This window comes from Blastopirellula sp. SH421 (assembly GCF_057808535.1).
Genome location: NZ_CM173712.1, coordinates 654,214 through 679,377, shown reverse-complemented (window position 1 = coordinate 679,377; position 25,164 = coordinate 654,214). Strand labels below are relative to the sequence as shown.

General features: G+C 53.0%; 21 protein-coding genes. 2 read left to right on the top strand and 19 right to left on the bottom strand.

Annotation, left to right across the window (positions count from 1 at the left end):
- Positions 1-484: 484 nt before the first annotated feature.
- From SH421x_RS02720 to kdpA, 5 genes are all read right to left on the bottom strand, one after another.
- A complete protein-coding gene (locus SH421x_RS02720) occupies positions 485-1,192 on the bottom strand; it encodes a response regulator (protein WP_488853797.1) in 708 nt (235 codons plus the stop codon).
- Complete coding sequence (locus tag SH421x_RS02715) at positions 1,189-3,915, bottom strand: ATP-binding protein (RefSeq protein WP_488853795.1); 2,727 nt, start codon at positions 3,913-3,915, stop codon at positions 1,189-1,191. The genes SH421x_RS02720 and SH421x_RS02715 overlap by 4 nt, the downstream gene beginning before the upstream one ends.
- A gap of 2 nt (positions 3,916-3,917) precedes the next feature.
- Positions 3,918-4,496, bottom strand: coding sequence for a potassium-transporting ATPase subunit C (locus SH421x_RS02710; RefSeq protein WP_488853793.1), 579 nt, complete (start codon positions 4,494-4,496; stop codon positions 3,918-3,920).
- Between the two features lie 193 nt (positions 4,497-4,689).
- Positions 4,690-6,780 carry a potassium-transporting ATPase subunit KdpB gene (gene kdpB, locus SH421x_RS02705; protein ID WP_488853791.1) on the bottom strand — a complete coding sequence of 697 codons (2,091 nt, stop codon included), beginning with the start codon at positions 6,778-6,780 and terminating at the stop codon, positions 4,690-4,692.
- Positions 6,781-6,815: 35 nt separating this feature from the next.
- Entirely contained in the window at positions 6,816-8,486 is a 1,671-nt protein-coding gene (gene kdpA / locus SH421x_RS02700; protein ID WP_488853789.1) for a potassium-transporting ATPase subunit KdpA, read from the bottom strand.
- A 468-nt stretch (positions 8,487-8,954) separates the two neighbouring features.
- Between kdpA and SH421x_RS02695 the strand changes: the two genes are divergently transcribed.
- Positions 8,955-10,517: a TrkH family potassium uptake protein gene (locus SH421x_RS02695; RefSeq protein ID WP_488853787.1), complete on the top strand. Its 1,563-nt coding sequence runs from the start codon at positions 8,955-8,957 to the stop codon at positions 10,515-10,517.
- A gap of 114 nt (positions 10,518-10,631) precedes the next feature.
- Here SH421x_RS02695 and SH421x_RS02690 read toward each other — a convergent pair whose 3' ends face one another.
- From SH421x_RS02690 to SH421x_RS02650, 9 genes are all read right to left on the bottom strand, one after another.
- Positions 10,632-12,188 carry a glycosyltransferase family 2 protein gene (locus SH421x_RS02690; RefSeq protein WP_488853785.1) on the bottom strand — a complete coding sequence of 519 codons (1,557 nt, stop codon included), beginning with the start codon at positions 12,186-12,188 and terminating at the stop codon, positions 10,632-10,634.
- Between the two features lie 217 nt (positions 12,189-12,405).
- Positions 12,406-12,879, bottom strand: coding sequence for a hypothetical protein (locus SH421x_RS02685; protein WP_488853783.1), 474 nt, complete (start codon positions 12,877-12,879; stop codon positions 12,406-12,408).
- Positions 12,880-13,327: 448 nt separating this feature from the next.
- The gene (locus tag SH421x_RS02680; protein ID WP_488853781.1) at positions 13,328-14,314 is read right to left on the bottom strand and encodes an outer membrane protein assembly factor BamB family protein; all 987 of its coding nucleotides are present in this window, start codon (positions 14,312-14,314) and stop codon (positions 13,328-13,330) included.
- 254 nt (positions 14,315-14,568) lie between these two features.
- Positions 14,569-14,754 carry a hypothetical protein gene (locus SH421x_RS02675; RefSeq protein WP_488853779.1) on the bottom strand — a complete coding sequence of 62 codons (186 nt, stop codon included), beginning with the start codon at positions 14,752-14,754 and terminating at the stop codon, positions 14,569-14,571.
- Positions 14,755-15,127: 373 nt separating this feature from the next.
- A complete protein-coding gene (locus SH421x_RS02670) occupies positions 15,128-15,700 on the bottom strand; it encodes a hypothetical protein (protein ID WP_488853777.1) in 573 nt (190 codons plus the stop codon).
- Positions 15,701-15,818: 118 nt separating this feature from the next.
- Positions 15,819-16,736 (bottom strand): leucine-rich repeat domain-containing protein, encoded by a 918-nt coding sequence (locus tag SH421x_RS02665; protein WP_488853775.1) that lies wholly within the window; start codon positions 16,734-16,736, stop codon positions 15,819-15,821.
- Positions 16,737-16,951: 215 nt separating this feature from the next.
- Positions 16,952-17,599 carry a leucine-rich repeat domain-containing protein gene (locus SH421x_RS02660; protein WP_488853773.1) on the bottom strand — a complete coding sequence of 216 codons (648 nt, stop codon included), beginning with the start codon at positions 17,597-17,599 and terminating at the stop codon, positions 16,952-16,954.
- 469 nt (positions 17,600-18,068) lie between these two features.
- Positions 18,069-18,578 carry a hypothetical protein gene (locus SH421x_RS02655; protein ID WP_488853771.1) on the bottom strand — a complete coding sequence of 170 codons (510 nt, stop codon included), beginning with the start codon at positions 18,576-18,578 and terminating at the stop codon, positions 18,069-18,071.
- 211 nt (positions 18,579-18,789) lie between these two features.
- Positions 18,790-19,392 (bottom strand): hypothetical protein, encoded by a 603-nt coding sequence (locus SH421x_RS02650; protein WP_488853770.1) that lies wholly within the window; start codon positions 19,390-19,392, stop codon positions 18,790-18,792.
- Here SH421x_RS02650 and SH421x_RS02645 point away from each other — a divergent pair.
- Positions 19,391-19,651: a hypothetical protein gene (locus SH421x_RS02645; protein ID WP_488853769.1), complete on the top strand. Its 261-nt coding sequence runs from the start codon at positions 19,391-19,393 to the stop codon at positions 19,649-19,651. The two genes, SH421x_RS02650 and SH421x_RS02645, sit on opposite strands and share 2 nt — an antisense overlap.
- Before the next feature lie 382 nt (positions 19,652-20,033).
- On the opposite strand, the gene SH421x_RS02640 is transcribed toward SH421x_RS02645, so the two are convergent.
- The 5 genes from SH421x_RS02640 to SH421x_RS02620 all read right to left on the bottom strand — a co-directional run bounded on the left by SH421x_RS02640 (position 20,034) and on the right by SH421x_RS02620 (position 25,124).
- Positions 20,034-20,549 (bottom strand): hypothetical protein, encoded by a 516-nt coding sequence (locus SH421x_RS02640; protein ID WP_488853768.1) that lies wholly within the window; start codon positions 20,547-20,549, stop codon positions 20,034-20,036.
- Positions 20,550-21,437: 888 nt separating this feature from the next.
- Positions 21,438-21,878 carry a hypothetical protein gene (locus SH421x_RS02635; protein WP_488853767.1) on the bottom strand — a complete coding sequence of 147 codons (441 nt, stop codon included), beginning with the start codon at positions 21,876-21,878 and terminating at the stop codon, positions 21,438-21,440.
- Positions 21,879-21,968: 90 nt separating this feature from the next.
- Positions 21,969-22,406 carry a hypothetical protein gene (locus SH421x_RS02630; protein ID WP_488853766.1) on the bottom strand — a complete coding sequence of 146 codons (438 nt, stop codon included), beginning with the start codon at positions 22,404-22,406 and terminating at the stop codon, positions 21,969-21,971.
- An 855-nt stretch (positions 22,407-23,261) separates the two neighbouring features.
- Complete coding sequence (locus SH421x_RS02625; protein WP_488853765.1) at positions 23,262-23,825, bottom strand: hypothetical protein; 564 nt, start codon at positions 23,823-23,825, stop codon at positions 23,262-23,264.
- 228 nt (positions 23,826-24,053) lie between these two features.
- Positions 24,054-25,124, bottom strand: a complete 1,071-nt coding sequence (locus SH421x_RS02620) for a leucine-rich repeat domain-containing protein (protein WP_488853764.1) — start codon at positions 25,122-25,124, stop codon at positions 24,054-24,056.
- Between the last annotated feature and the right edge of the window lie 40 nt (positions 25,125-25,164).

Here is a 25,164-nt window from a genome sequence, read left to right as displayed (position 1 = left end):
TAAAACGCCAATGATCCGCAGGCAATGAGTCCGAGCCAAGGACTGATTCTAGGGTACTCAATCTTGAACTGGTTGTTCAGATTACTACTGTTCTCGCGGCCAATCTGCGTCTGAAGAGAAATTGATGCAAGACACTGCGGATTGGGTAGGAATTTGTGGGCGGAGATAAGGCTTGCCGAAAGCCTTATGGCACGCGTCCCCTTCTTCCCGAACCCCTTCGATTCGACGCCTTGCTTCCTGAAGCGCGGATCCTGGCACGGCAGTGCCGAGAAGCACTCTGACGTAAGTGATGATCACGCGTCAACTCCTGACACCTAGTAACAAAAGAGGCGACGGATGACGCCGATGCCCAAAGTGGACGCGGTGGGCGGCAAAGACGGGCCAAAAATCGTCGTTGTAACGTGCGACTATCCAGACACTTACGAAGAGCGACATTTTCGTTGATTTGGCGGTGAACTGCCAAGGTAATTCAACGATTCCAGGCTCAGCTTTCGCATTGCAGGCGATATCCCACGCCCTGCTCCGTCAAAAAATACTCCGGGCGACTCGGGTTTCGCTCTAACTTCTTGCGCAGGTTGGCCATAAAGACACGGACATAGTGCGGCTCGTCCGCGGCGTGCGGGCCCCAGACTTCTTTCAGCAGGTAACGATGCGTGAGGACTTTGCCGCGATTACGGATCAGGAGCGAAAGCAGATCGAATTCCAGTTTGGTTAGCTTCACTTCCTCGTCCTCGACAAAGACTTGTCGTTGAGCCAGATCGCAGCGGATCGGGCCGAAGGTGACGATCGTCGATTCTTTCTCTCCGTCCGCTAGCGCCGAGGCATGTCGCAACGCGACACGTATCCGGGCCAGTAGCTCGCCAACTCCAAATGGTTTCGTAAGGTAGTCATCGGCCCCTGCATCCAGCGCCATAATCTTGCTCTTCTCTTCGCCGCGAGCAGACAGGACGATGATAGGAAGCGAAGACCATTCCCGCACATTCTGAATGAGTGTAATCCCATCCGCATCGGGTAATCCCAAGTCAAGCAAAATCAACGCAGGACGCTCTTGCGTGACCAGTCGGAGTCCTTCCTTGACCGTACCGGCCGCCGCGATTCTAAAACCTTCGGCGCCGAGAGAAGCCTGGAGAAATCGCTGAATCGGCATCTCGTCTTCGATGATCGCGATTAAGGGAGCGCTGGAGTAAGTCATTGAGTCTGCTCGTGAACGTCCAAAGTCATGCTCGGGGGAACTTCTTGCTGCGGAATGGTAAAGCGAACGACGGCGCCTCCACCTTCCCGATTGTGCGCCTCGATCTCCCCCTGATGAGCATGGACGATCGCACTGCAAATAGCCAATCCTAATCCTGTACCGCGTCGATCCGACTTAGCGTCCGATCCACGATAGAACTTCTCGAAAATCCTTTTTTCGTCTCCCAACAGCAGACCGCGACCACGGTCAGCCACTTCCACCGCGACTCCCTCATTAGTCTTCTGGCCACGTATTTCAATCGGCGACGCATCGGGAGAATATTTGATGGCGTTTTCGATCAGATTCACCAAGATCGTCTCCATCAAAACTTCGTCGACATGAGCCAACAGCATCTCATCCGCCAGGTCGACAATGACTTGACGGTCTCCTAGCTGACGTTCCAGTCGATTCAGCGCAGAGCCAATCACCTCTTCCAGCGGTTGCCACTGACGATTGATCATAACGCGACCGCTGGAAAGCCGCGTCATGTTGAGCAAGTTTTCAACTAACCGGGCCAAACGCTGCGACTCTTCCTGAATCGTACTCAATAGTTCTTGTTTGGTCGCGTCGTCTAACCGATCGGGCGTTTCGACAAGACTGCTGGCCGCTCCAGCGATCGCCGCCAGCGGCGTACGGAGGTCATGCGATACGGCGCTGAGCAGCGAACTCCGCAGTTTCTCCGCTTCAAATTCGAGTTCCGCTTTCTGCGAACGATCGGAAAGGCGGTTCCGCTCCAAAGCAAACGCAATCTGGGTCGCGTAAGTATCGAGCAATTGCCGTGCGTCGAGCGACAGTTGCTGCTTCGGTTCGTTGGGCTGCACCGCCATCACTCCCACAACACGGTCAGGCGTCGCCAGGGGAACGTAAAGCGCCTCGGCGCTAGGGAGAGTATTGGTGCCGGCGCCAGCCGCTTCGTTGTGATCAAGAACCCATTGAGCGGCCGCAAATTCGGTGGCGCTGGCGGCAAAGCTGGCCGTATGTCCGAGGATTGGCCGGATCTTCTCCTCCTCATCTGGCAGGAATAATACCGCATGTGCATCAAAGATTTCCGAGATGATCTTTTCCGTCTCTTGGATAAGGCTTCCGTTGTTCGCCGTCGCGGTAAGACGGCGGCTCAATCGGTAAAGAGCTTCTGCTCGCCGCTCATTTTTTCGAGCGACATCGGCCTGATATCGAACCCGAGCCGTTAACGAACTCGCCAGTAGGCCGACCAACAACATCACGGCGAAGGTCACCAAATATTCCGTATCTTTGACCGTGATCCAAAAATAGGGCTGTGTGTATAAAACGTCAAATATAAGAACGGCCAGAAACGAAGTTACAACGGATTGGACCACGCCGAACCGGGCCGCCACCGCGACAACCGCTAGCAGAAAGACCATCACCAGATTAGCTTCCGAAAAACCGAGGCTGGCCATTCCCAACGTGACGCCTGTCGACGCCGCCAGCGCAATCGCCGTCCCCAACCATGGCAGAAAACCAGCCTGTTTGCTGGGGGGCTCTGACATCAAGCTGCTGGATGCTGGCTCGTCAATTCCGCGCACGACGACCACGTCAATGTTGCCGCTGTCGCGCAGCATACGATCAACAAGGGACGTCGATCGATTCCACCAAGCGCGATTTGCGGTATCGGTCTTACCGACGATAATCTTGGTGACGTTACGGCTATCTGCATATCGCAGCAGTTCGCTGCTGACGTGTTCGCCTGAAACTTGCACTACTTCGGCCCCCAGGCTTTCGGCCAACTTCAAGTTTTGATGCAGACGTTGTCGACTCGCGTCATCCAGATGCGACGAGTCCGCGGTTTCGACATGCAGAGCGACCCAAGGAGCGTCAATGCGATCGGCCAATCGTTTCGCCGCGCGAACCACTTTCGCTGAAGTGGGGCTGGGGCCAACGCAGACCAGCAGCCGTTCATTCGTCGGCCAGGGACGCTTCGCGGCCGAACCGAGACGGGCGGTTTCGACTTCTTCGTGAACCCGATCGGCCGTTTGGCGGAGAGCGATCTCTCGCAGCGCGACCAGGTTGTTTTTGCGAAAGAATTGCTCCAATGCAAAAGCCGCTTGCCGCGGGATATAGATCTTTCCCTGACGCAAGCGTTCCAACAATTCATCCGGAGGCAGGTCGATCAGCGCGATCTCATCCGCTCGCTCGAAGACTTCATCAGGAACCGTCTCTCGAACCTGGACTCCGCTGATCTCCGTAACGATGTTGTTCAGCGACTCAACATGCTGCACATTGACCGTGGAGAAGACGTTAATTCCCGCCGCCAAGAGTTCTTCGACGTCTTGCCAACGCTTGGCGTGCCGCATACCGGGAGCATTCGTATGAGCGAGCTCATCGACGAGAATCGTGTCAGGCTGGCGAGCCAGCGCCGCGTCGAGATCAAATTCCGGCATCTTCGTTCCGCGGTAGGAAACTGCGAGCGGAGGAATTGAATCGAGCCCCTCGGTCAGGGCCTGGGTCTCGGGACGAGCATGAGGTTCGACATACCCGATGACAATTTCCTTCCCCTCTCGCTTGAGCGATTGAGCGGCTTGAAGCATTGCGTAGGTCTTCCCCACTCCGGCCGCGTAGCCGAAAAATAGTCTCAGCCTTCCACGCTTGGTCGCATGGTCGGCGGCATTTCCTTCCGCTTTGACGCGGGCCAACATCTGCTCTGGAGTGGGGCGTTCGTCCGTCATTTTTACTCTGTAGCGGTCAGAGGAAACTTGTCATCAAGCAGCAGATTGAATTCCAGGACATTGATCAGTCCAGGAGCAGCAAAGAAATCGCCCCCCGCCGAAGCGGACTCTTCAACAATCAATTGCTGAAGTTCATCCTCCGAAATCCCACGCGCATTGGCTACCCTGCCTGCTTGAAACGACGCCGCTGCTTGCGTGATATGCGGATCCAGGCCCGCCCCCGACGCCAAAACAAGCTCGGTCGGGACTTCTTGCCCTTCCTGTGGCGCGTATTTGGCGATGATTTTATCAGCTCGGGCTCTTATCGCGGGATTAGCCGGAGATAAGTTGCTGCCGCCTGCGCCAGCTGCATCGTAGTCGACCGCTGACGGACGAGGCCAGAGGTATTCGGGCCGCGTGAACGCCTGGGCGACTAGCCGTGAACCAATTATCTTGCCGGCATCATTGAGGATCAACGACGCCATTCGTTTTTCGGGCGATGTGATCGCCGCTATCACCAATATCAAGACCGCATATCCGACGACGCAGATGGCAATCGAGCCGATGGTCAAACGGACGGAATTCAAAAGCTCTTTTAACATCGCAAAATTCCTTCAACAGTTTGTAAGACTAAGAGTCTCTCCGGAAACTTGCTTTGCGGCTGGGATCAGCGATTTTTCGTGCTCGGCAAGGCGACCGAAGCAGGCGAATCCTCTAGATTCGTCGATGCAGGTCAACGCAGCCGCGTGCGGAAAATCGCTGATCCCAGTTCAAATTGAAGTTTCCAGATAGGCTCTAAGCCCAACCGAGCGACAACAGCAGCAAGTCGATCAACTTGATACCCACAAACGGCACGACCAGTCCCCCCAGGCCAAAAATCAACAGGTTACGAGCAAGCAGCGCATCTGCACCAATCGCCCGATACTTGACACCTTTGATCGCGATCGGAATCAACAGCGGAATAATGATCGCGTTAAAGATCACTGCGGACAGGATAGCGCTGCGGGGAGTCGCAAGTTCCATGATGTTGAGCGGCGCCAGCTGCGGCATTGCGGTCATAAACACAGCCGGGATAATCGCAAAGTATTTGGCGACGTCGTTGGAGATGCTGAACGTGGTCAACGCTCCGCGGGTCATCAGCATTTGTTTGCCGGTGGAAACGATGTCGATCAGTTTTGTGGGGTTGGAATCTAGGTCCACCATATTTCCAGCCTCCTTGGCGGCCTGAGTACCGGTGTTCATAGCGACCGCCACGTCGGCTTGAGCCAACGCTGGCGCGTCATTGGTTCCATCTCCGGTCATCGCCACCATGTGACCCTCTCTCTGATATTGTCGGATCAGTTCTAGCTTCGCTTCAGGCGTCGCTTCTGCGAGATAGTCATCCACGCCGGCCTCAGCTGCGATCGCCGCAGCAGTTAGCGGATTGTCGCCGGTGATCATCACCGTTTTGATCCCCATTCTCCGCAGTTCGGCGAAACGCTCTTTAATGCCTCCTTTGACGATGTCTTTCAAATAGACGACGCCCAGCACTTCGCGATCTTCGACAACAACAAGCGGCGTCCCCCCTTCCCGCGCGACGCGTTGAGCATCCTTTTTCACTTCTTTGGGCAGCGAACCTCCCAAAGCGCTGACGAAATTCTCGACGGCGTCCAAAGCGCCTTTACGAATTTGCCGCCCATCGACATTGAGTCCGCTCATCCTGGTGCGAGCGCTGAACGAAACGACTTCGGCTTGGATCTCTTCGAGCGACTGACCGCGCAGATTGAACTTGTTCTTGGCCAGCACCACAATACTCCGCCCTTCAGCCGTTTCATCCGCCAGCGAGGCCAACTGGGCGACCGTGGCGAGTCGCTTCTCGTCAACGCCGGGCGCTGGCAAAAATTGATCCGCTTGCCGATTTCCAAGCGTGATCGTACCAGTCTTATCCAGCAAGAGCACGTCAACATCGCCGGCCGCTTCAACAGCGCGTCCCGACATGGCCATCACATTTGCCTGGCTAAGTCGAGCGATACCTGCGATGCCGATCGCCGCCAACAGTGCGCCGATGGTGGTAGGAATCAGACAAACAAGCAATGCTACAAGCGTCGGTACGTCAATGGTAACGCCGAAGTAAGTTGCGATTGGATAGAGCGTCACGCAGACCATTAGGAAGACCATCGTAAAGCCAGCCAAGAGAATGGTCAGGGCGATCTCATTGGGCGTCTTGCTGCGATTGGCTCCTTCAACCATCGCAATCATCCGATCCAAAAAGCTTTCGCCCGGCTTGGCGGTGACGCGAATATAGAGATGATCGGAAACGACCTTCGTTCCGCCGGTGACGGCGCTGCGATCTCCGCCGCTTTCGCGGATTACCGGAGCGCTTTCACCGGTTACAGCGCTCTCATCCACCAAAGCAATCCCTTGCACGACGTCGCCATCGGCGGGGATGAACTCCTCAGGGCGAACAAACACCAGGTCGCCCACCTTTAACGTCGAGGCCTGAACCTCATCAAATTGCGTCGCACCCAGCTCGCTTACTTTGCGAGCAACAACGTCTTTACGCGCCGAACGCAAACTCGCGGCTTGTGCTCGACCACGGGCTTCGGCGACCGCTTCGGCGAAATTAGCAAAGACTACGGTCAACCATAAGATGACCGTCAGTCCCAGAAAATAGTTGCTGGCCTCGCTTCCGGTGAAATAGGCCTGAACCGTGATCAACGTCGTCAAACCCGCCCCAATCTCAGCGATAAACATCACCGGATTTTTCGCCATGCGGATTGGATTAAGCATCTCCAGCGCCCGCAGAAGCGACGGACCGAGCATGCTCCAGCTAAAGAGTTCTGGCCGCGGGCGATGCGGTTGAGGCCCGCGCTGCGAAGATGTCGAGTTTATCGTAGCAGTAGACATGTTAGTGCTCTATTGAAATGAACCAGGATTTTCGCTTAACGAACTACGCTCAGGTATTCCGCCATCGGCCCTAAGATCGCGAGCGGCAGAAACAACAACGCGCCGACAATGAGGATCGTTCCCAGCAGAATGACGCCAAACATCCAAGAGTCGGTTCGAAATGTCCCGGCTCCTTCAGGCGTAGCGCGTTTCGCCGCCAGTGAACCGGCGATCGCCAGCGGCGCGATGATGGGAATGAACCGACCTAGCAGCATCACCAGCGCCGTCGCGATATTCCAAGGCATCGTATTGTCACCCAATCCCTCAAACCCAGAGCCGTTGTTGGCTGCGGCAGAGCTGAACTCGTAGATAATCTCCGATAAACCATGACTTCCGGGGTTATTCAGCGTATCTCGTCCCCAGGCAGTCGCAGCGAATAGCGCGGTGCCTCCGAGGATGAACAGCGGATGAGCCAGAATGGTGAGCAACGCAAGCTTCATCTCTCTGGCTTCGATCTTTCGCCTCAAATACTCAGGCGTTCGACCGACCATCATGCCTGCGAGAAACACGGCGACGATCACAAACAAAAACATGTTGATCATCCCAACTCCCACACCCCCAAAGACGACGTTCAGCCACATGCCAGTCATCGGAGCGGCGCCCGTCAATGGATTCAGACTGTCATGCATCGCATTGACCGAACCATTGGAAGTCGCCGTCGTAGAGACCGCCCAGGTGGGTCCGGCTGACAGCCCAAAGCGCAGCTCTTTTCCCTCCAGATTTCCTTGCTCCGTCACCGGCAAGTCGGCCAATGCAGCGGCCGGCTGTTGCTCGTTGTAGCCTGCGTACCCGACTAGTCCAACGAACATAAGCAGCATCACCAGAAAGATCACCTTGGCGTGCGCCATCCTCTCGGTGATCCGCCCAAACATCCAGACCGAGGCCATCGGGATCAAAAGAATGGCGACATTGCTGATGACGTTGGTCCAAAACGTCGGATTCTCTAGCGGATGAGCGCTGTTCGGACCAAAAAATCCGCCGCCGTTTGTCCCCAGCTGTTTGATCGCCACGAACGCGGCGACCGGACCGCGCGCAATTGTCTGCGGCAGGCCCTCGAGAGTGATTGCTTCGGCCGCGCCGGCGAAGGTCATCGGACACCCGCTTACGGCCAGGAAAGTCGCGACGATGATCGCCAAGGGGAGCAACACGAGGAACGCGGCTCGGGCGACATCTTGATAAAAATTGCCCATCGACTCCTCGCCGGCCATTCCCCGGGCCAACGCGGTGAGTGCTGCAATCCCCGTCGCGGCCGAGACAAATTGCAACCACATCAGCGTCATCTGCGAGAGATAGCTGAGCGAAACCTCGCCTGAGTAGTGCTGAAGGTTCGTATTGGTCACGAACGAAATGGCCGTGTTCAGCGCCAGCGTCGGCTCTAAACCTTGCTTACCATCAGGATTGAGCGGCAGAAGGTTCTGAAACGAAAGTACGAGGAACACCAATACAAACATGCAAAAGTTAAACGCCAGCATCGATCGGCAATAACCGGCCCAAGTAACCAGTTCCTGATCGTCGCGTCCGACGATGCGATGGATGGCGATCTCCCACCAGCGAAATTCCAACGATTCGCGACGCGGATGCATCACGCAACGCATGTACCACCCCAGCGGCCAAGCCAAAGCGATCGTGACGCCCAAAATGAGTAACGGGAGAGTCCAGCTAAACATCGAAATACTCCTTCAAACCTAGAAGCGCTCCGGACAGAGCATCACATAGGTGAGATAGACAAAGGAAAGCCCAGTTACCAATACGACAATCACATTCACGAAGCACCTCCCTTGAAGTGGTCGATCAGTTCGACCAAACCCCACAACAGACCGAAGCCAATCGCGGCTATCAAAAACATAAATCCAGCAAGCATGGCGAACTCCTTTAATGTCATTAACGAAATGAATTATCGCAGGTTCCGCCTCAAACCAGCGTCAAGATAAGACCTGCCCATATCAAAGTTTTGTCAAGAATCGATCTGAAGTCAGAGAACCTCAAGCGGCTATTAAAATCGATCGCCATAACATCAAGAATTTATCAAGATCCAAGGTTTGCACGCCCTGTTTTGCTAAGTTACGCCAAGCGTGGGCAGCACAAAAACCGAATCGATTTAGCCTGATTATTTTTTTGAATTTCATCGAGAACGCGTGAATTTTCGACTCATTGCGAAATACTTGGGGATCGTCTGCTTCATGCTGTCGATCTCCTTTTTAGCGAGCGTTCCTTGGGCCATTCCCGGGATTGGAGATACGCCCGAAGTCGAATGGTCGTCGTTGACAGGTCTACTGGGGACCATGACCCTTTCGTCGGCAATCGGCGCAGCACTTTACTACTGGGGACACAACGCGCCTGCTCATCTCTATCGCCGCGAGAGTCTGGCGATCGTCGGACTGAGTTGGTGCCTAGCGAGCTTACTTGGGGCTTTGCCATTTTTGATTAGCGGAACGGCCCGAGGCGTAACGCATGACGTTGAAGGGCGACCCGTCGTCGTACTGATGACGATCGCCGACGCGGTCTTCGAGTCCGCATCGGGGTTTACCGGCTGTGGAGCGACCGTCATTGCCGATCTGGAAAACCCCGAACTCGTTCCCCGCGCGATTTTGTTCTGGAGATCAGAAACGCACTTTCTTGGCGGCCTTGGAATCATGGTCCTCTTCGTCGCAATCTTGGGCCAGGGGTCCACTGGCAAAGCGATCATGCGAGCCGAAGTGCCAGGCCCCCATGATCAACCTACCCATGCCCGCATGCAGCATGCGGCGTTCGCTTTTACCGGCGTTTACCTAGGCTTGAACGTCATTCTGACGGCCCTGCTAATGCTGGAGGGCATGAACCTGTATGACGCGATTTGTCATTCCTTTGGCACTATCGCCACCGGCGGCTATAGCACCTACAACACAAGCGTCGCCCATTTCCATAGTCTCGCTATCGAGATGACGATCGCGGTTTTCATGGCCATTGCCTGCATCAATTTTGCGTTGCTCTACTTCGCGTCTTTAGGGAACTTTCGCCGCCTATGGAAAGATTTGGAAGTTCGCACCTACCTTTCAATCTTGCTAGGTAGCACGGCGTTGATCGCGATTTTTGGATTAGGGCATCACGACTTTTCTTCCCCCCCCGAGGCGATCCGATACTCGATCTTCCAAGTCGCATCGATCCAGACCAACACCGGCTTTGCCACTCACGACTTTGATCAGTGGAACCAGTTCGGTCGTGGCCTTCTTTTTCTGCTGATGTTCGTCGGCGGTTGTGCCGGCAGTACGAGCTGCGCCATTAAGGTCATCCGCTTTGTTCTGCTCGGAAAAATTCTGAGCAGAGAGTTGCAAAGAGCGTACCGCCCCTCCGTCATCCGGCCCATTCGACTTGGCAATGATTGCCTTGACGATGGCATCGCAAGCCAAGTCTTGTTCTACTTCGGGATCGTGGCCGCGGCCTTCGTCTTCGGCTGGCTAGGCCTCGTCATCATCGAACCAGACGCCGCCTGGACCAACGCCGGCTTTACGATTCAAGAAAAACTAACCGACTGCGCCAGTGCCGTCGCAGCGACGCTCAACGGCGTGGGCCCCGGACTAGGAGTCGTCGGAGCCACAAAGAACTACGCCCACTTCCACTGGGCGAGCAAGTATCTTCTGACTTTGCTCATGCTGCTCGGACGATTGGAAATGATCCCGATCCTCGCCCTACTCCTCCCCGACTTCTGGCGGAAACGCTAGTCTGATTCGCGAACGGCGGAACTTCAAAGGCAGTTTTCCATGACATCCAAAGTCGAAAAAGACATGCACAATGACTTACAAGCGGTGTTTTGAGTCTGCCGCAGCACGGCTTGTTCAAGCATTTAGCTGCCCATCAAGCAACTCCCACAACTTGGGCTGCGCCATGTAGTGGACGATCCCTGCACGCGGATGATCGCCGCGAACATCGCGCAAGACGTTTGCATCTTGATAGCGTCGGCGTTCTTTCAAGCGACGATGATCCCAACCGTGTGGCGGATAGTTCCAGGTAGTTTCTTCCCGAATCTGTTCGGCTCGCCCTGTCTTATGCAGCGCCCACAGCAGGCAGCCTTGATCGTGCCAAGAGACGAGCTCTCGCACCTCCGGCCGGCTGGTCGCCTGCTGGACGGCATACTTCCACCAGTAAATTAAGTCACTGTCGCGTTCTTTGCGGAATCCCAGCACGCCAGAGTTTTGATGCTTCGTCGTTACTTGAGGAACCGGGAGAATTTCGTAAAGTCGTGGATCGTTGGGCGTCGCCGCAGGGCAGTTTGCGTCGCGGAACGAAACAATCCCTTCTTCAATCAGCGGGAACAGCTCGGACAGCGGTCGAGTGACCACGCAGTCCGCATCGATCCATAACGTATCGGTAAAAGGACTGGCGGAAACAAGCCATGGTTTGACCCACAGGTGATGGCTCTTTTTAACCCGGTCTGCGTATCTTGAGTTGTCCTTAAACGCATTCAGATCAACTTTCGGCAGTTCGATCAGTTGCAGCGCCGCTTGCCGGCACCACTGCCGTTGTTCTTCGGTCAAGCCGAGATCGACGCAGCGAAACGGGGTTGGTTCTGTCTCTTGAATTGAGCGGAACAGCAGCTTGACGCCTGCAAAATAGCCGGCGTCGGCCGCCGTCACAACACCGCGCGCAAGCGGATCCAGCCGGCCATAGCCTTCAGGATTCACCATCCCCTGGGCCGTATTGATTAAGTGCTGCATCTTTTTCTGGCTGATCAATTTGTCTTTCTCGGGATAGTGAGCGACGCGCAGGTCATTGTCGTGCTTGATGACCGACATCAGTTCTCCAGGATAGAAGATCGCTCTGCCTACGGCTTCGCTCCGCTGATAGATATCCACATCTTCCGAGCCCCAGCCATCCATGATTTCGCGATAGCCGCGAACTGCATGAAACGTTTCGGCACGCACCGCCCAGGTGCCGATCTTCGACCAGTTTTCCTGGCAGTACTTGACCCGCATCAGCATCACCTCGGGCTGGATGTTGAAGCCTTTGCAGATCGCCGGTAGAAAATCTTTATCCGGCGTGATGTCGGCGTCCATAAAGACCAGCACCTTTCCGGTCGCCGCCATCGCGCCGACGTTGCGGGCATGGCAAACATTGAAGTAGGGAGATCGCAGCGCCGCAGGGCGAACGACCGTCACGCGGTCGCCGAACTTCTCCTGAGCCCAGACGCCGCTGTGATCCGGATCTTCATAGTCGATCAGCAGGTACTCTCCTGCACCCATCTCCAACTGGGCCGCAATCGTCTGTTTCAGATGATCCAGTCGACCTTTGCAGGTGACGATCATCGAGCAATCGCCAGGCGAAACTTCATGACGCTGGCCTGGACCGGATGGGTTGGGCAGGGAGCGATTATGAATTTGGGGAACGATCTTCATGGAGTCTCTCTTTAAGAAGAATGCAAGGCGAGAAGGGCCTAACCAAGAGTGGTCGCCGACGGTGTTCTTGTATCTAGGTTTCTATGCGCAAAGAAGCTGGCGATTGGCGCTAGAAATACGCCGAATGCAAAAGAGGCGGAAAAGGAGAGAAATTGTTGAAGCAAACTCGCCCTAGGATTCTTAAACCGCGAACGCCAATCTTGCTGCAGGAAAGCACTTACGAAAATGCTAAATTCACCCGATCAGAGCGTTTGAGTACGCGACGTCCTTTCCAGCCATAGTTTACTACATCAAGAAGACTTTTCCTGAGTCTGTCCAGATGACTGTCAGAGATCGCCGCTCGGACCGCTTGCCATTCGTGGCTCCGTTCTGTGATTTCGATAAATCGGTTCACAACGGTCGTGCAAAGAATTGGATCTGGTTCGTTATAAAGACAGCCCGCCACTAAATCAGGAAGAATGACCAAGAAATCTTCGTTGCTCATCATGGGCAACGCACTGCCGTCAGCCCCAACGGACTCAATCGAAAAAGAACGCCTTTGCGAGGAGGTCTGCACTTCATTCAAAAATGCAAACACAGTTGGGAACTCTGAGAGCCGGAACCGTGATGGACCTGCATAGCCCAACGCTGCGCAGACCAACGAATGGTATTCATCCAAGACTTTTTCAGTGAAACAATCTTTAGGCTCCATTCAGTCCTCCGAATTTTTGCTGTTGATGTCCAGGCCTGGGCGCCATGGCCACGGCCTTGGTCGCATCGAGGAATTTCATCGTCAATGCTGCTTGAAAGGAAGGCGATGGTTGCACCTGAAATAGCTCGGGATGAATCAAAGCCCCACGCCCCCTTTGATTGCTCTCGGCCATTAGACTCTCATTGCACATGGACCAGTTTTTGGGGAGCACGCCAGTCATGAAGACACGATCGTGGCGCCAGTGCAAAAAGACCGCCTGCAGAGGATGCAGGCGGTCTAAAGGTTGCGACTGATTTGATGCAGTATCCAGGAGTTCTTTCTTGGTCGACCGCACGGAACTGCTTCAATATAGGGCGCATTCATGAGATTTTCTTGGATCTGGAAATCCTTACCGGCGCTGGTTGCCACCCAGCTGTTCGACTGCAAGAGGCGGATTTTTTTGCCAGAATTACGGAACTGCAAATTGATGAGCGGAAATCGTTTTTCCCGAATGCAGGCAATATATGATATTGCTGTCCGAGACGATTGAGTCTTCGATTCCAATGGATGCTTGAGCCCGAGAAACAATATCTCCACTTCGACAATCAATAGCAAGCAGTGATCCATCTTGACACTGAGCTACAAGAAACTGTGAATTCAGAAGGTGCATTTCAGCGTAAACTAAGTCCGTGACAGTGACTTCCCACCGAAGCTTGCCCGACTTAAAGTCGACGCAGCAAATTCGGTCCGGGGTTGCGAAGGCAAGGTTGCCTTTCCCGCAAAAAACTATCCCGGAGGTTATCTCGCGACTCCCCTCGAAGACTACTTTCAGATCTCCGCTGCCGATGTCGACCCGCGCTATGTCAGCGTGGTGCGGCGTAAGTATGACGTCATCTCGAATGAGCCATTCCCCGTACGAGAACATCGGTAGTTGACGATTCCATACAGTTTCTCCAGTTTCGAGGGAGATCATAAACATCTCCTCTTCTTCATTCCGACAGGCCAGCCGCTCTTCTTTCAGAAAGACGATCTCGGAAACTCGGCTCGAAATACAGCCAACCTTACGAAGATTTGTCGAGTCTGTTTCCAAGATATAGATGTTCCCGATTGCGTCTCCAATCGCGAGGCGTGAATCGGAGGATATCCGAAGAATAGTCGGCATAGCTTCGAGAGAGAATGTGGCGACGAGTGTTCCGTCACTACTTCGCACAAGGGCAAGGGATTGATCGCTGGTCCCTGCGGCGACAATGTCGCCATGCGCCACAAGATTAGTCAAGATTCCCGCTCCCTCGATATCCCAAATTGTGTGACCATCTTTATAGGAGATTAATTTGAGCGTTCCTCTTAGATGGTTTTCCTCCTCATGATGTTTCCTCGTAGAATTCCCATGTCGTATCTTGGTTCCTGCGACAACTCCGTGGAAATTCAATGCAAAAGAACTAACGATTGGAGACAACTCTATGCTCCATAAGTGTGAAAAGAACTTCAACATCATCTCACCTTAGAAAACACGGCGATGTAGTCCATCGGCAGTTAGAATCGAGCCAGCCACGCACATGGTTGCACCGATTAGAATCATGCCGCCAGTGGCAACACGGCGATTGCACCACAAATCACGTCCCCAGCAATACCTCCAGCAAGCAGGCTTCGTTCCGGCCAGCTTTTAGCCTGAGTGGGAGCGATTATTTTTAGTGGGCGAGGGACGTGTCGCTAGGGTTCATTGAAGTCATCCCTTGTCTGATTCTTATTGACAAAGTAGCTCCAGATCAGCACGGCGAACGTAAAGATCAGCGTGTTCAATCCGATCTGGACCAGAGAGAGCGGCTCTTGCAGAAGGTAGCATCCAAGTGCGTAAGCGGCGGATGCCGCTATTCCGCAGGTTAGTGATTTTATCATGGTTTAGTTCTTGTTGTGGGGGAAGGGTTTAGAGGCTTGGAGAACTCGCGTCGCATCCCCCCCCATGCACAATAGCTACAGTCGACGATCGAGGATCCAGTCGAAACGTTCATTGCATCTGTTTCGACATTTGATGTTCTTCAGCAGACTCAAGCAAATCATTCGTTCGCAATGCAGCTGCAATCGCCTTGCGAGGAATTGGTCCATTTGTCTCGTAGTAATTTCTCAGGATTTCTGCGTTCATCGCCAGCTATCGATCCTGTAATTCTTGGTTTGTCCACGAAGGCCAGAGCAGTTACTTAGGGGCACTGACAAATCTCATAGCGAAGCCGGATGGGCCGAAAAAGTAGCCCCTTTTTTTTGAAGTGCGGATTTAGAATAGGTCGCTCACGGGAACATGTCGAATCGATCCATCAGGCAGCAAGACGGTTGCGTCTTGGATGCCATTTTCCGAAAATAACCGCTGCATCGTTTTCGCCAGGCAAACCATCCACTCGCTCTCGGGCAATTGCCGATCACAGTCCCATGGCCTGGAGGCTACTTTTCTGCCTGGAAGGCCTGCGGGAACCATGACGACAAGGGGTAATGCTTGGCTGAGTTTCTCGCCTGCGATGAAACCTTCAGTAAGCACAAAGGGAGCAAATAACAGATCGTGATATTCGTCGCCATCGTGCCAGCGAACGGCGACGCGGTGCTTGGCCCGAAACGCCGCATCATTCAAATCCAATTGGGCCGCTGAAGGCCCGATCAAAAGGTCAGGCATCTCTGCCTTTGTTTTTAAGGAATCAAGCTCCGTGCGAATCACCTGCAACGAGTTCGCTAGTTGCTCACGAGCGCCCGAGTTATAAGCGACCTGTGGCTTGCCGACGAGCATTGCCATAAAAATCGAGAGTATCGCAAAAATGGCTGCTGCGCCTTTCAGGCTAAACGTCGGTCGCGAGTTCATTGCAACGGCATTTCTGAATAGCGTGTGTCGATCAAAGTCGTTGAATGGCGGATGCTTATTTTAGCAGTAAAAGCCCCGGTGGTTGCTGAAGCTTCAGTCGCCATGGGCAGGCCAGGGTTCAATCTATATCGAATCCGTTTCCGCGAATTGACACCCTATCCCAATCCAGGGATTTCATCTCATGGAGAAGGTCTAGCGATCGCTTCGTAATCTCCGTCCGCGAGAGGTCTAAGACTCGAAGGTGCTCGAGCTCGATAAGAAAGGCAACACCCTCATCGGTAACTGCAGTAGATCCCAAGTGAAGTTCTCTCAAAGTATCTCGCTGACTGAGCTGCCTTAGATCTTCGTCATTTATATTTGTATTGGAGAGATGCAGGGCTTCTAGATTAGGCAGACCAGCGATCGTTGCCGCCAAACCCTGTGGCAGCATGGCGCCATCTAGTCGCAAAAATCTTAATTGCTGGAGCCTCGAAATTCCCGCTAATGCATCCGAATCGATTTCACAGTAGGTTAGAGAGAGGGATTCTAGTTGCGTCGTCGCCCAGACATACTCCAGTTCTGATGTATCTAGTTTCGATTGCTGCAATGTCAGGATGCTTAAGTTTCTAAAATGACGCGAGCCTGACAGCTGCTTCAAAGGATGATCGCCAACCTTGACAAGCGCCAATTCTCGAAGGTATTGCAGCTGGAATAATTCTCTAAGAGAATCTCTTGGCATATTTGCATTCAGTATCTTGACCGATCTTATCTTCGGCATTTGAGAAAAAGATGGCCCTCGTACTTCAATAGTGCAGTCTTGAATACGCATGCCCCTGAGGCCCTCTAATTCACTCATTGCACTCCAAGTAGAATCATGAATTGTCTTCCCGCTGATAAAAATATCGCTGATTGGGAAATAGAGTCGCCCACGCCAAAGCTCGTCCCAGACGGGAAATGGATTGGGAGTAAATTCTTCCTCCCAGCCCCAGTTGGGATCTCCATGGAGACTGGCGTCGCACTCACGAATAAGAAGCTCTGCAGCCTCACTCTCTTGCATGTAGGAAGCCCTTTGCTGAAACAGCCAAGCACAAATGCAACTTAGTATGAAAATTAGTGCAAAGATGCTGCGGAGCGAATATCTTATAAATAGCTTCATTCTCTATTCCTTGCTTCCGCGCCCCATGGCGATCGCACCATAAATCACGTCCCCAGCAATACTTCCAGCAAGCAGGCGTCGCTCCGGCCAGCTTTTAGCCCGGGCGCCCGTGCCAGCTATGGCCCGCGCAACTCGATTACGCGGGGGTGCTCCATCAGAGGGTCAGTCAGGAGAACCGTTTTCCAGTTGAGGGTCGGTATCCTTTCCAGTTTCGCGATTGACTTCTCCGAAATCTCCGTCCCGTTCAAATTTAACCACTCCAGTTTCAAGCCGACGATCGCGTCAACCGCTGCATCGTCGATCGGGGTGTCGCAGATGGCGAGCCCCTTCAGGTTTTTCATGCCGGCGACGCACTGCATCATCTCGTTGGTGATCGACGCGTCGGCCAGTACCAGCGATTCTAAATGTGGCAGTGCCGCGATGCTTTGCATGGTTTCCGGCGTTACTTGCGTGTCATCGATGTAGAGCTTGCGAAGTTCCTTGAGTTGTCCGATGTTCTTCAACACCCCTGGACTCACCTCGCACTCGGTGATTCTGAGCGATCTTAGCTGGCCGCGCTTCGTCAGCTTCAGGAAATCCTCGCTGGGGATTGCCAGCTGATGAATGACCAGTTCGGTAACATGGTTCAGTCCGACTGACTCGCCCAAATTCTGAAACGGGCGCCCGCCTATCGTCGCCAGGTCCAGGGTTGTCAGGCGTGGGAGTGCAAAAATCTCTCGCAGCTGAGCGTCACGAAGCGGCACTTCATGAACCGAAAGCGCCAAGAGTTCTGGGAATCGCTGGAACGTTTTCTCTTCGCTCGTAATTTTGCAGTCGTATAGGCGGAGGCTCTTGACTGAGCGAAGACGCCGCAGCAACCGCCAGGCTTCTTCGTCAAGTTGGTCTTCCCAGGAGAAACTCACTTCATCCAGGGGGACAAACAGTTGACCTTGATAGAGATTTTCCGTTGTTGGAAACTCGGTCGAAGCTTGATCGAATTGTGGAAGAAGCAATTCTGATTCGTCGTCAGGATTGAACAAAGTGTTTTTGGCGTGCGGGCTCGAGATGTATCGCTGGTCCAGAATGTAACCCGTGTGTCGATCTTGGTAATACCAACTTCTTTCATAGACGAACCAAGATAGCGCTACGCAAGTAAGCGTGATCGCCGCAATGGCCGATTTTAGGGAAAATCTTATTCGCATGTGAAACTCGCTTGATGCGGAGGTGAAGTCGGTCTAGCCGTGAACAATTCCGCTATTTCGACTTTGGAGTTTCATCGAGCAGTTTAAATCGGCCAGTTTTTTTGTTGCAGTCATATTTCAAATTCAAGCTGCACAAGTTCTTCGTTTCTGCTTCCTCAGGATCAAACACGACGGTACCTTTTGGGCCGATTCCCTGAGCCAGGAGTTTTCGCATTGCGTCATCGCAAGTTACAGTCAGCCGTATGCTATCGCAACGCTGGAGTTTATCTCCGCAACGGTAACTCTCGTCGTTGCCATCGTCTTTGAATTGTTTTCGATTTCTGCATAGGCTTTTTGCGAGTTCTTTCGCTTGTGCAATGGCAATATCCAGATTTGGCCTGACTTGATCTGCAAAAAGCGCCTCTCCGTCTTTCCCGACTGGGAATCCCGGGATTTTCGCTTTATCTGGGAGAATGTCCTTATATTTTCCACTGAAGCAAGTGAGTGCGCCGACATAACGTCCGCATCCGTTGCCCGAAGTTATTGTAGGCGAACTGGACGTCGTCGACAGTTTGGGCTGCAATACAAAAAAAGCCCGCCTGCAGGAAACAGGCGGTCTGAAGATTGCGAATCTATTGATGCGGCATTCAAGTATCTTTTTTGGCCGTCAGTGCCTGCGGATTTGGTCGACCGGAATGAACTGATTAACCCAAGGCCGCATCAAGATGTATTTGTAAAAGACGAAATCATTGCCGGCATTGGGTGAATCCCTTGGCGACGCCCAGCCCTATCCGCTAATCGCACTCTGGCAAGCTTCCTCTCAATCGGTCTGTGTTGAGCTGGTCATCATGTTCTATCTTTAGCAGTTTGGCGGTCAGTTTGGCGAATTGAAGCAGTTGCTGCGATGGATCTGTGGGAGGAAACGTAACGGTGAGTAGAACGATATCGGACCGCAGGAAGCCGTCTCGGCGAATCACCACTTCGTAAAGAGGATTGTGCCGATGCTCTCCGTCGTGATCGCTCACTCTAACCTGGACGAGATCCTGATCTCGAATAAGTTGCCGGAACAAGGGGATGGGCAGGATCTTCAGCAGCACATATCCAGTTCGCACGGATCGCCTGCCGACGTCGATGACTGTACGAGGAAAGAAGCCAGCGACAAAACTTGCCATGATTGCTGTGCATGCCACGAGAGCCTTGCTCCACGGCGAACCGACGCCCCCGCTGGCAAGCGCATACACGGGGACGCCAATCATCAAGATGGCGATCGCAATTCTGAAAAAGATGTTTAACTGAGTCGTGTGATACTGAATAGAATAGAGATCTTCCCCTTCCGGCACGAGCATATGACACGGTAAAAGTTCAAACGAAACTTCCTGTGCAGAAAGCAGTATCATGTTCCGTACCGTTGCAGGTTTGGCTGTCGCCCAGGACAAGATCTTATATTTTACGAGACAGGCCTTTGAAGCCCCTGGTCAAGCCCAGCGCTTCGTGCCTGACTTGAAAATATCTGTTGCTGCAAAAAATATAGCCAGGGCATCACCGGGTGATCGGATCGAAAACAATCGTGACTGGGATTGGCATAACAATGAAATGCAGTTTGAGCCGCAATTGAGTCAGCTACTGGCAAAGTCTAGTTGCCGCAGAGTGCAATGACCAGCGGCTTTGAAAGCGAATAATCCCATTCAGTTCCTGGCGGCGATTGCGCGCCGTTACAGAGGAGTGACCGCGCACATTCGTCGTCATGAAGACACGATCGTGGCGCCCGTGCAAAAAGACCGCCTGCAGAGGATGCAGGCGGCCTGAATGACCGCATGGAGTTCCTTCGCCGCAGAACGCATCAAGGCCTGGGCGCCATGGCCACAGCCTTGGTCGCATCGAGGAATTTCATCGTCAATGCTGCTTGAAAGGAAGGCTGTGGTTACACCGGAAAGAACTCGGGATGAATCAAAGCCCCCCGCCCCCTTTGATGGCTCTCGGCCTTTTAGACTCTCACTGCACATGGACCAGGATATCGGGAGCACGCCACTTTGTCCGTTCACTCGGATTCTTCAATTCGACGGTTAAGATCTAGCGCCATTTTGTTTGGACTGAGGGTCAGGTTAGAGCACTCAAAGTAATAATGATTGTCCACCACTTTGGTCCAGACAGCGGAGTCTCGCTGCAAGTCGCTAGGGTCCTTAATGTCAAATATCAAATACGCAGGGACAGTATCGGGGTATGACCACGTGGAAACCTTTTCAATATTTTTATAGTCGATCGTGACATTTCGAGACGGCATTGCGATGTGAGTAAGTGTTACAGATCCCTGCTTCATGACAAGCACTGGTTTTTGGAGTGACATCACTATACATGAAGTCCAGACGCAACCAGCAATTAACGCCGCCAAGCACAGGCACGATAGCGCCGGTGCTTGTTCGAACCATCCGATTGTAACAAGTGAAAACCTGTCTAAAAGGAATGCAGCTAAAAAGACAGCAAAGCCAATAAGCAGTCCTACGAAAGCAATTGAATTGCGAAACACAGACGACTCTTGTATTAATGAGGTATTCATGCAGTTTCCTGTCCAGATATGCTTAAGCCAGAAGCTGTCCCGCGCAGGATGACGAAGTAAGTGTTTCCTTGAAGTAGCCGGATGCCTGCCACGGCGATTGCGCCATGATGGGCAACCTGCGATAATCCGGCAAGAGCGTCTCGGCGAATTTGCGATAGTTCAGTCGCGGCCAGACGTTTGCTTTGCAGCGGGTCTCTGGCATGTCGTCTTCTTCGGCCGCTTCGGTTGGATGCTCCTGCACCAGAGCTTCAATGCTTGCTTGGCACTTGCTCCATCTGTTTCTACGAGCATCATTTATTTCGTCAGGCGCATCGTTTATCCAGGGGGCTTCCAGGTCGGTGTTCGTCTCTTGCCATTCCTGCCATGCTCTTGCCTTTCCCCAGGGGGCATCTTCAAGGAAGCATTGCCGCAGTCGAACCGTCCACTTAAGAAGTTTTGCCTGTAGAGTTCTTCGCCATTGTGTTCGGCTGTGGTTCCGCTCTTGTTGAGGAGCACAATTTTCTGACCAATTGTAGAAAGGACATCGACCACTGGCTCAAATTCGATGCCTTTCGACGTCGGCAAGCAAGAGTTCAGCGACGCACCCATGACTTCAATACCCGTACTGCACTTTGGGGGAAGTGGACGTGTTCACGGCGCCGTCGTGTGCCTGGTAGTCTGCGATCCGTTACCCGAAGTTATTGTAGGTGAATTGGACGTCGTTGAGAGTTGGCCTGCATTGCGAAAAAAAGACCGCCTTCAGGAAACAGGTGGTCTGAGGATTGAGAATCTATTGATGCGGCGTCCAGGTAAACTCTCCTGATCATCGGTTCCTGCTGTTTTGTTTGACCGTATTGAACAGCCAGGCCGCCATCGCATCGAGACTTTTCTGCACTGCGAAAATCGTTACTAGCGTTCGGCGTCATCCCGCGGATCGTCCATCGCCTTCCAAAACTCCGCCAGAAGTGGACTGCATTGCCCTTTCAATCCCTCCGCGCCTTCCCAGGAAATGGTCCAACTATTCTGATGATGGAACTGAAACGTTAAGCGAACCTCGGTCTGATTCACCTGTACGAAAAACTTTGTCAGGTTGCTGTGAATTGGAAAGATTGAGTGATAGTGGTAGAGCACTGCTGAGAACACTTCGGGGGGCGGAGAGGGCCATGGGTGTCGAGTTCCATCCACCAATTCCGCGACCTCATGTTTGCCCTGGCGCTCTCGGAATTCAATTTCCGAGGCGCCATGATGAATCGCCGCTATGATTAGTTGCAGCGAAAAATTGGGAATCCGCTGCTCTGCCTTGATTTGCTCGGACGCTACCGCCGAGCAAAGTGGGCGAATCTCGATCATTGTTGCTATTCCGGAAGCTGGCCATAATTCGGCGGACGCACGGGAAGCTTCTCGCCGCCATTCGAGAGCCGTCGGCATTCGTTAATATAGTCATTGGCCATCTTGTCGATCGTCCTTGGCGCCTGCCAAATCGGCCAGGGTCCATTTCGTCTCGGGCTGTGTGCAGTCGGCGACGACGAAACCTTGGCCGAAAGGAGCGGCCACGGACTGCGCGGAACCCCCTTTGCCAATATACGAATAGTCGACCAGATGCGTTACGCCGTCATTGTCAACGATCGATGCGACCCGGCAAGCGGCGTCGTCCATTCCGCTGGCAGTACCGTAGGCATAAGCCAGCATGCGCCCGTTGGGATAGGTCATGCTGATCGGCCGAATCGTATTCGCCGAACCGTCCGCATAGCCATACTGCACTTTGGGTGTGGTGGACGTGCTCACGGCGCCGTCGTGTGCCCGGTAGTCTGCGATCAGTTGCCCGAAGTTATTGTAAGTGAACTGGATGTCGTTGCGAGCTTGACCTGCATTACGCAAGAAGACCGCCTGCAAAGGATGCAGGCGGTTTCGTTAGCGCTCGATTATTCGATGTTTGATGCGGCATCTAGCGATCCATTGTCGGAAGCCGTGGCCATGTCACCCGTGCTCACCCACTGTCCGAAAGTCGTGGACTATCGCACCTACTGCAAACAGTCAATGGTTTACTTGGCTCGGAATCACGATTAATCCAACAAAAATCAGTTCAACCAGAGCAAGTACAAGGCATAATGCAATAAAAATACACCGTCTATATGCAGTTGATAATGAGCTATTCCTTAAGTTGTGGATTCCTGTGACATAGAGGGCCACACCAGCTGCGCAACCCATCAATGCCGCGGGAAGCGGACTAGATGTGGCAACAGTCCCAACTAAGGAGGCAGCCAATAGCACGAATATTAACATCTCAAAGATCGTAAACTGCATTCGCTTGCCCCTACTTTGGAGTGTTTACGCCCTGTTCCCCAAGGCGATTGCACCATGAATCACATCCTCAGCAATACCTCCAGCAAGCAGGCTCCGTTCTGGCCAGCTTTTAGCCTGAGTGGGAGCGATTATTTTTGGTGGGCGAGGGACGCGTCGCTAGGGTTCATTGAAGCTATCCCTTGCCTGATTCTTATTGACAAAGTAGCTCCAGATCAGCACGGCGAACGTAAAGATCAGCGAGTTCAATCCGATCTGGACCAGAGATAGCGGCTCTTGTAGAAGGTAGCATCCAAGTGCGTAAGCGGCGGATGCCGCTATTCCGCAGGTTATTGATTTTATCATGGTTTAGTTTAGCTGGGGAAAGAAAAGGTGCCAGGACTGAATGACACCTTTTCTGCGACCATTTTCTTCAGTGGCTCCGCCGTTGATTTATTTGATAATCGGATTTTCCAGCGTCACCACAACTGAAGCACTTTCTTGACCAGTCCTGGGATAACCATCGCCTAAATTGCTCGCGACTGTGGGAGGCAACACCAAATAAGGCGTCTCCGAATGTGCATCGAGCGTTTCCAGTATTTTCTTGCAATGGGCATCGCCAACAGGAAGATCTATGAGCATCGCGCGAAAAATCGATCCACCCTCGCTTATGCTTGTCGGCTGCTGAATACCCGGCCTCCTATTCTTTATTGTGATCCCACTGTAGTAAATAACGCCGGGCGACTTTTCAATCACGATAAGCAACTCTAGTTCTCCTTTTTGCTTGCCGTAAAACAAGTAACCCGTCGCAACGATGTCAGGCTGGCCAGGGCAAATAACCTCTACGTCTGCTGGATGAGAAAGAGCTCGCCTGACCGAATCCTCGGGTTTTAAAGCTGCTTCCTTATCGGCTAGTAGCAAATACGGAAAGAAAGGCACAGTTACCAATGCCAAAAGAATCGAGATTATGGTATTGCGTTTGCAGGAGGTTTCTGGCCTGCCGTATCTTTTATACATGGTTTATCCTTCTGCATGCCCGGACGCTGAGAAATTTGAAAAGGAGTACCGAACTCAGAGATGAATGGCACCTTTTCTCCCACTAATGCAAAAGCCACGAAACGTCCTCCGGGCCGAAATCGCTAAAGGATGCACCTGAAGCGACTTACGTTTGACAGTGCCATTCGCCCCTGACCCCTTTGCCTTTGACACCCTGCCGTTCTGTCTCGTCTTGCCACGCCGGACGTTCTACTTGCGAAGAGAGATGATTCGCGGGTGCTTCATAAGCTCTTCCGGCAACAGGACTGTCGTCCAATTCAGCGACGGCATTTCTTCGAGGGAGTCAATTGATTTTTCCGTAACTTTGGTTCCGTGAAGATTCAGCCACTCAAGTTTCAATCCTTTGATATAGTTGATTCCTTCGTCATCAATGGGGGCGTTGCACAACGCTAGGCCTTTAAGGTTTCTTAAGCGAGCGACATGTCGTAAGGTGTCGTTGGTCGCGGAGGTGCCATCAAGACATAACGTCTCCAAATGTGAAAGTTTTGAGATCTGCTTCATGCTCTCGTCTCGTACAACGCATTCGCTCAACGATAGAAAGCGTAGGTTTTCCAGTCGAGCTATATCTTGCAGCGAAGCCGAAGGGAGGTCGCACGTGCGTATATCAAGTGAAGTTAACTCAGTACGCTGAAAAAGCTTTCGTAAATCCTCGGCTGGAATGGACATCGAATTCAGGCGGAGTTCCTTGAGACTAGCAAGTCCCTTAGATTCGCTCAGGCGATGAAGGGGGCGCTCGCCCACGTTGGATAGGCCAAGGACTTTCAGATGGGGCAATGCAAATATCTCTTGCATCCGCTCGTCCGACAGCGGCGTATCAGCTATCTCTAGTTCCTCAAGTTCAGGGAACCTTGCGAATGTTGGTCCATGTGCTTGGATGCCCAGTTCAACCAGCCTCAACGATCGGACGTGCCGAAGGTGTCGCAACATCTGCCAGCCTTCGTCGTCAAAACTTGACTCGAAAGAAACGCCAACTCTGTCCAGTGGAACGAATAGTTCACCGTTTCGCAACTTGGCGCTGGTTGGAAATTCCGTTAACTCTCGGTCACCGTCAGGTAGGAGCAATTGCTCCGCTTCGTCTGGTGAGTAGGACGTCAAATTAACGCCGCGATTTCCCAGGTGGATAATGTAGTGACGAGACAACCGATAGCCTGTGCGTCGGTCTTGGTAGTACCAGCTTCTTTCATGGACAAACCACGCCAAAACAATGCAAGTGAGCGTAATGGTCGCGATGATCGCACGAAGGGAATAGCGGAGTCGCATGGATTGCTGCCTCGAGTATCGAAATTGGATGCGTTGAGTG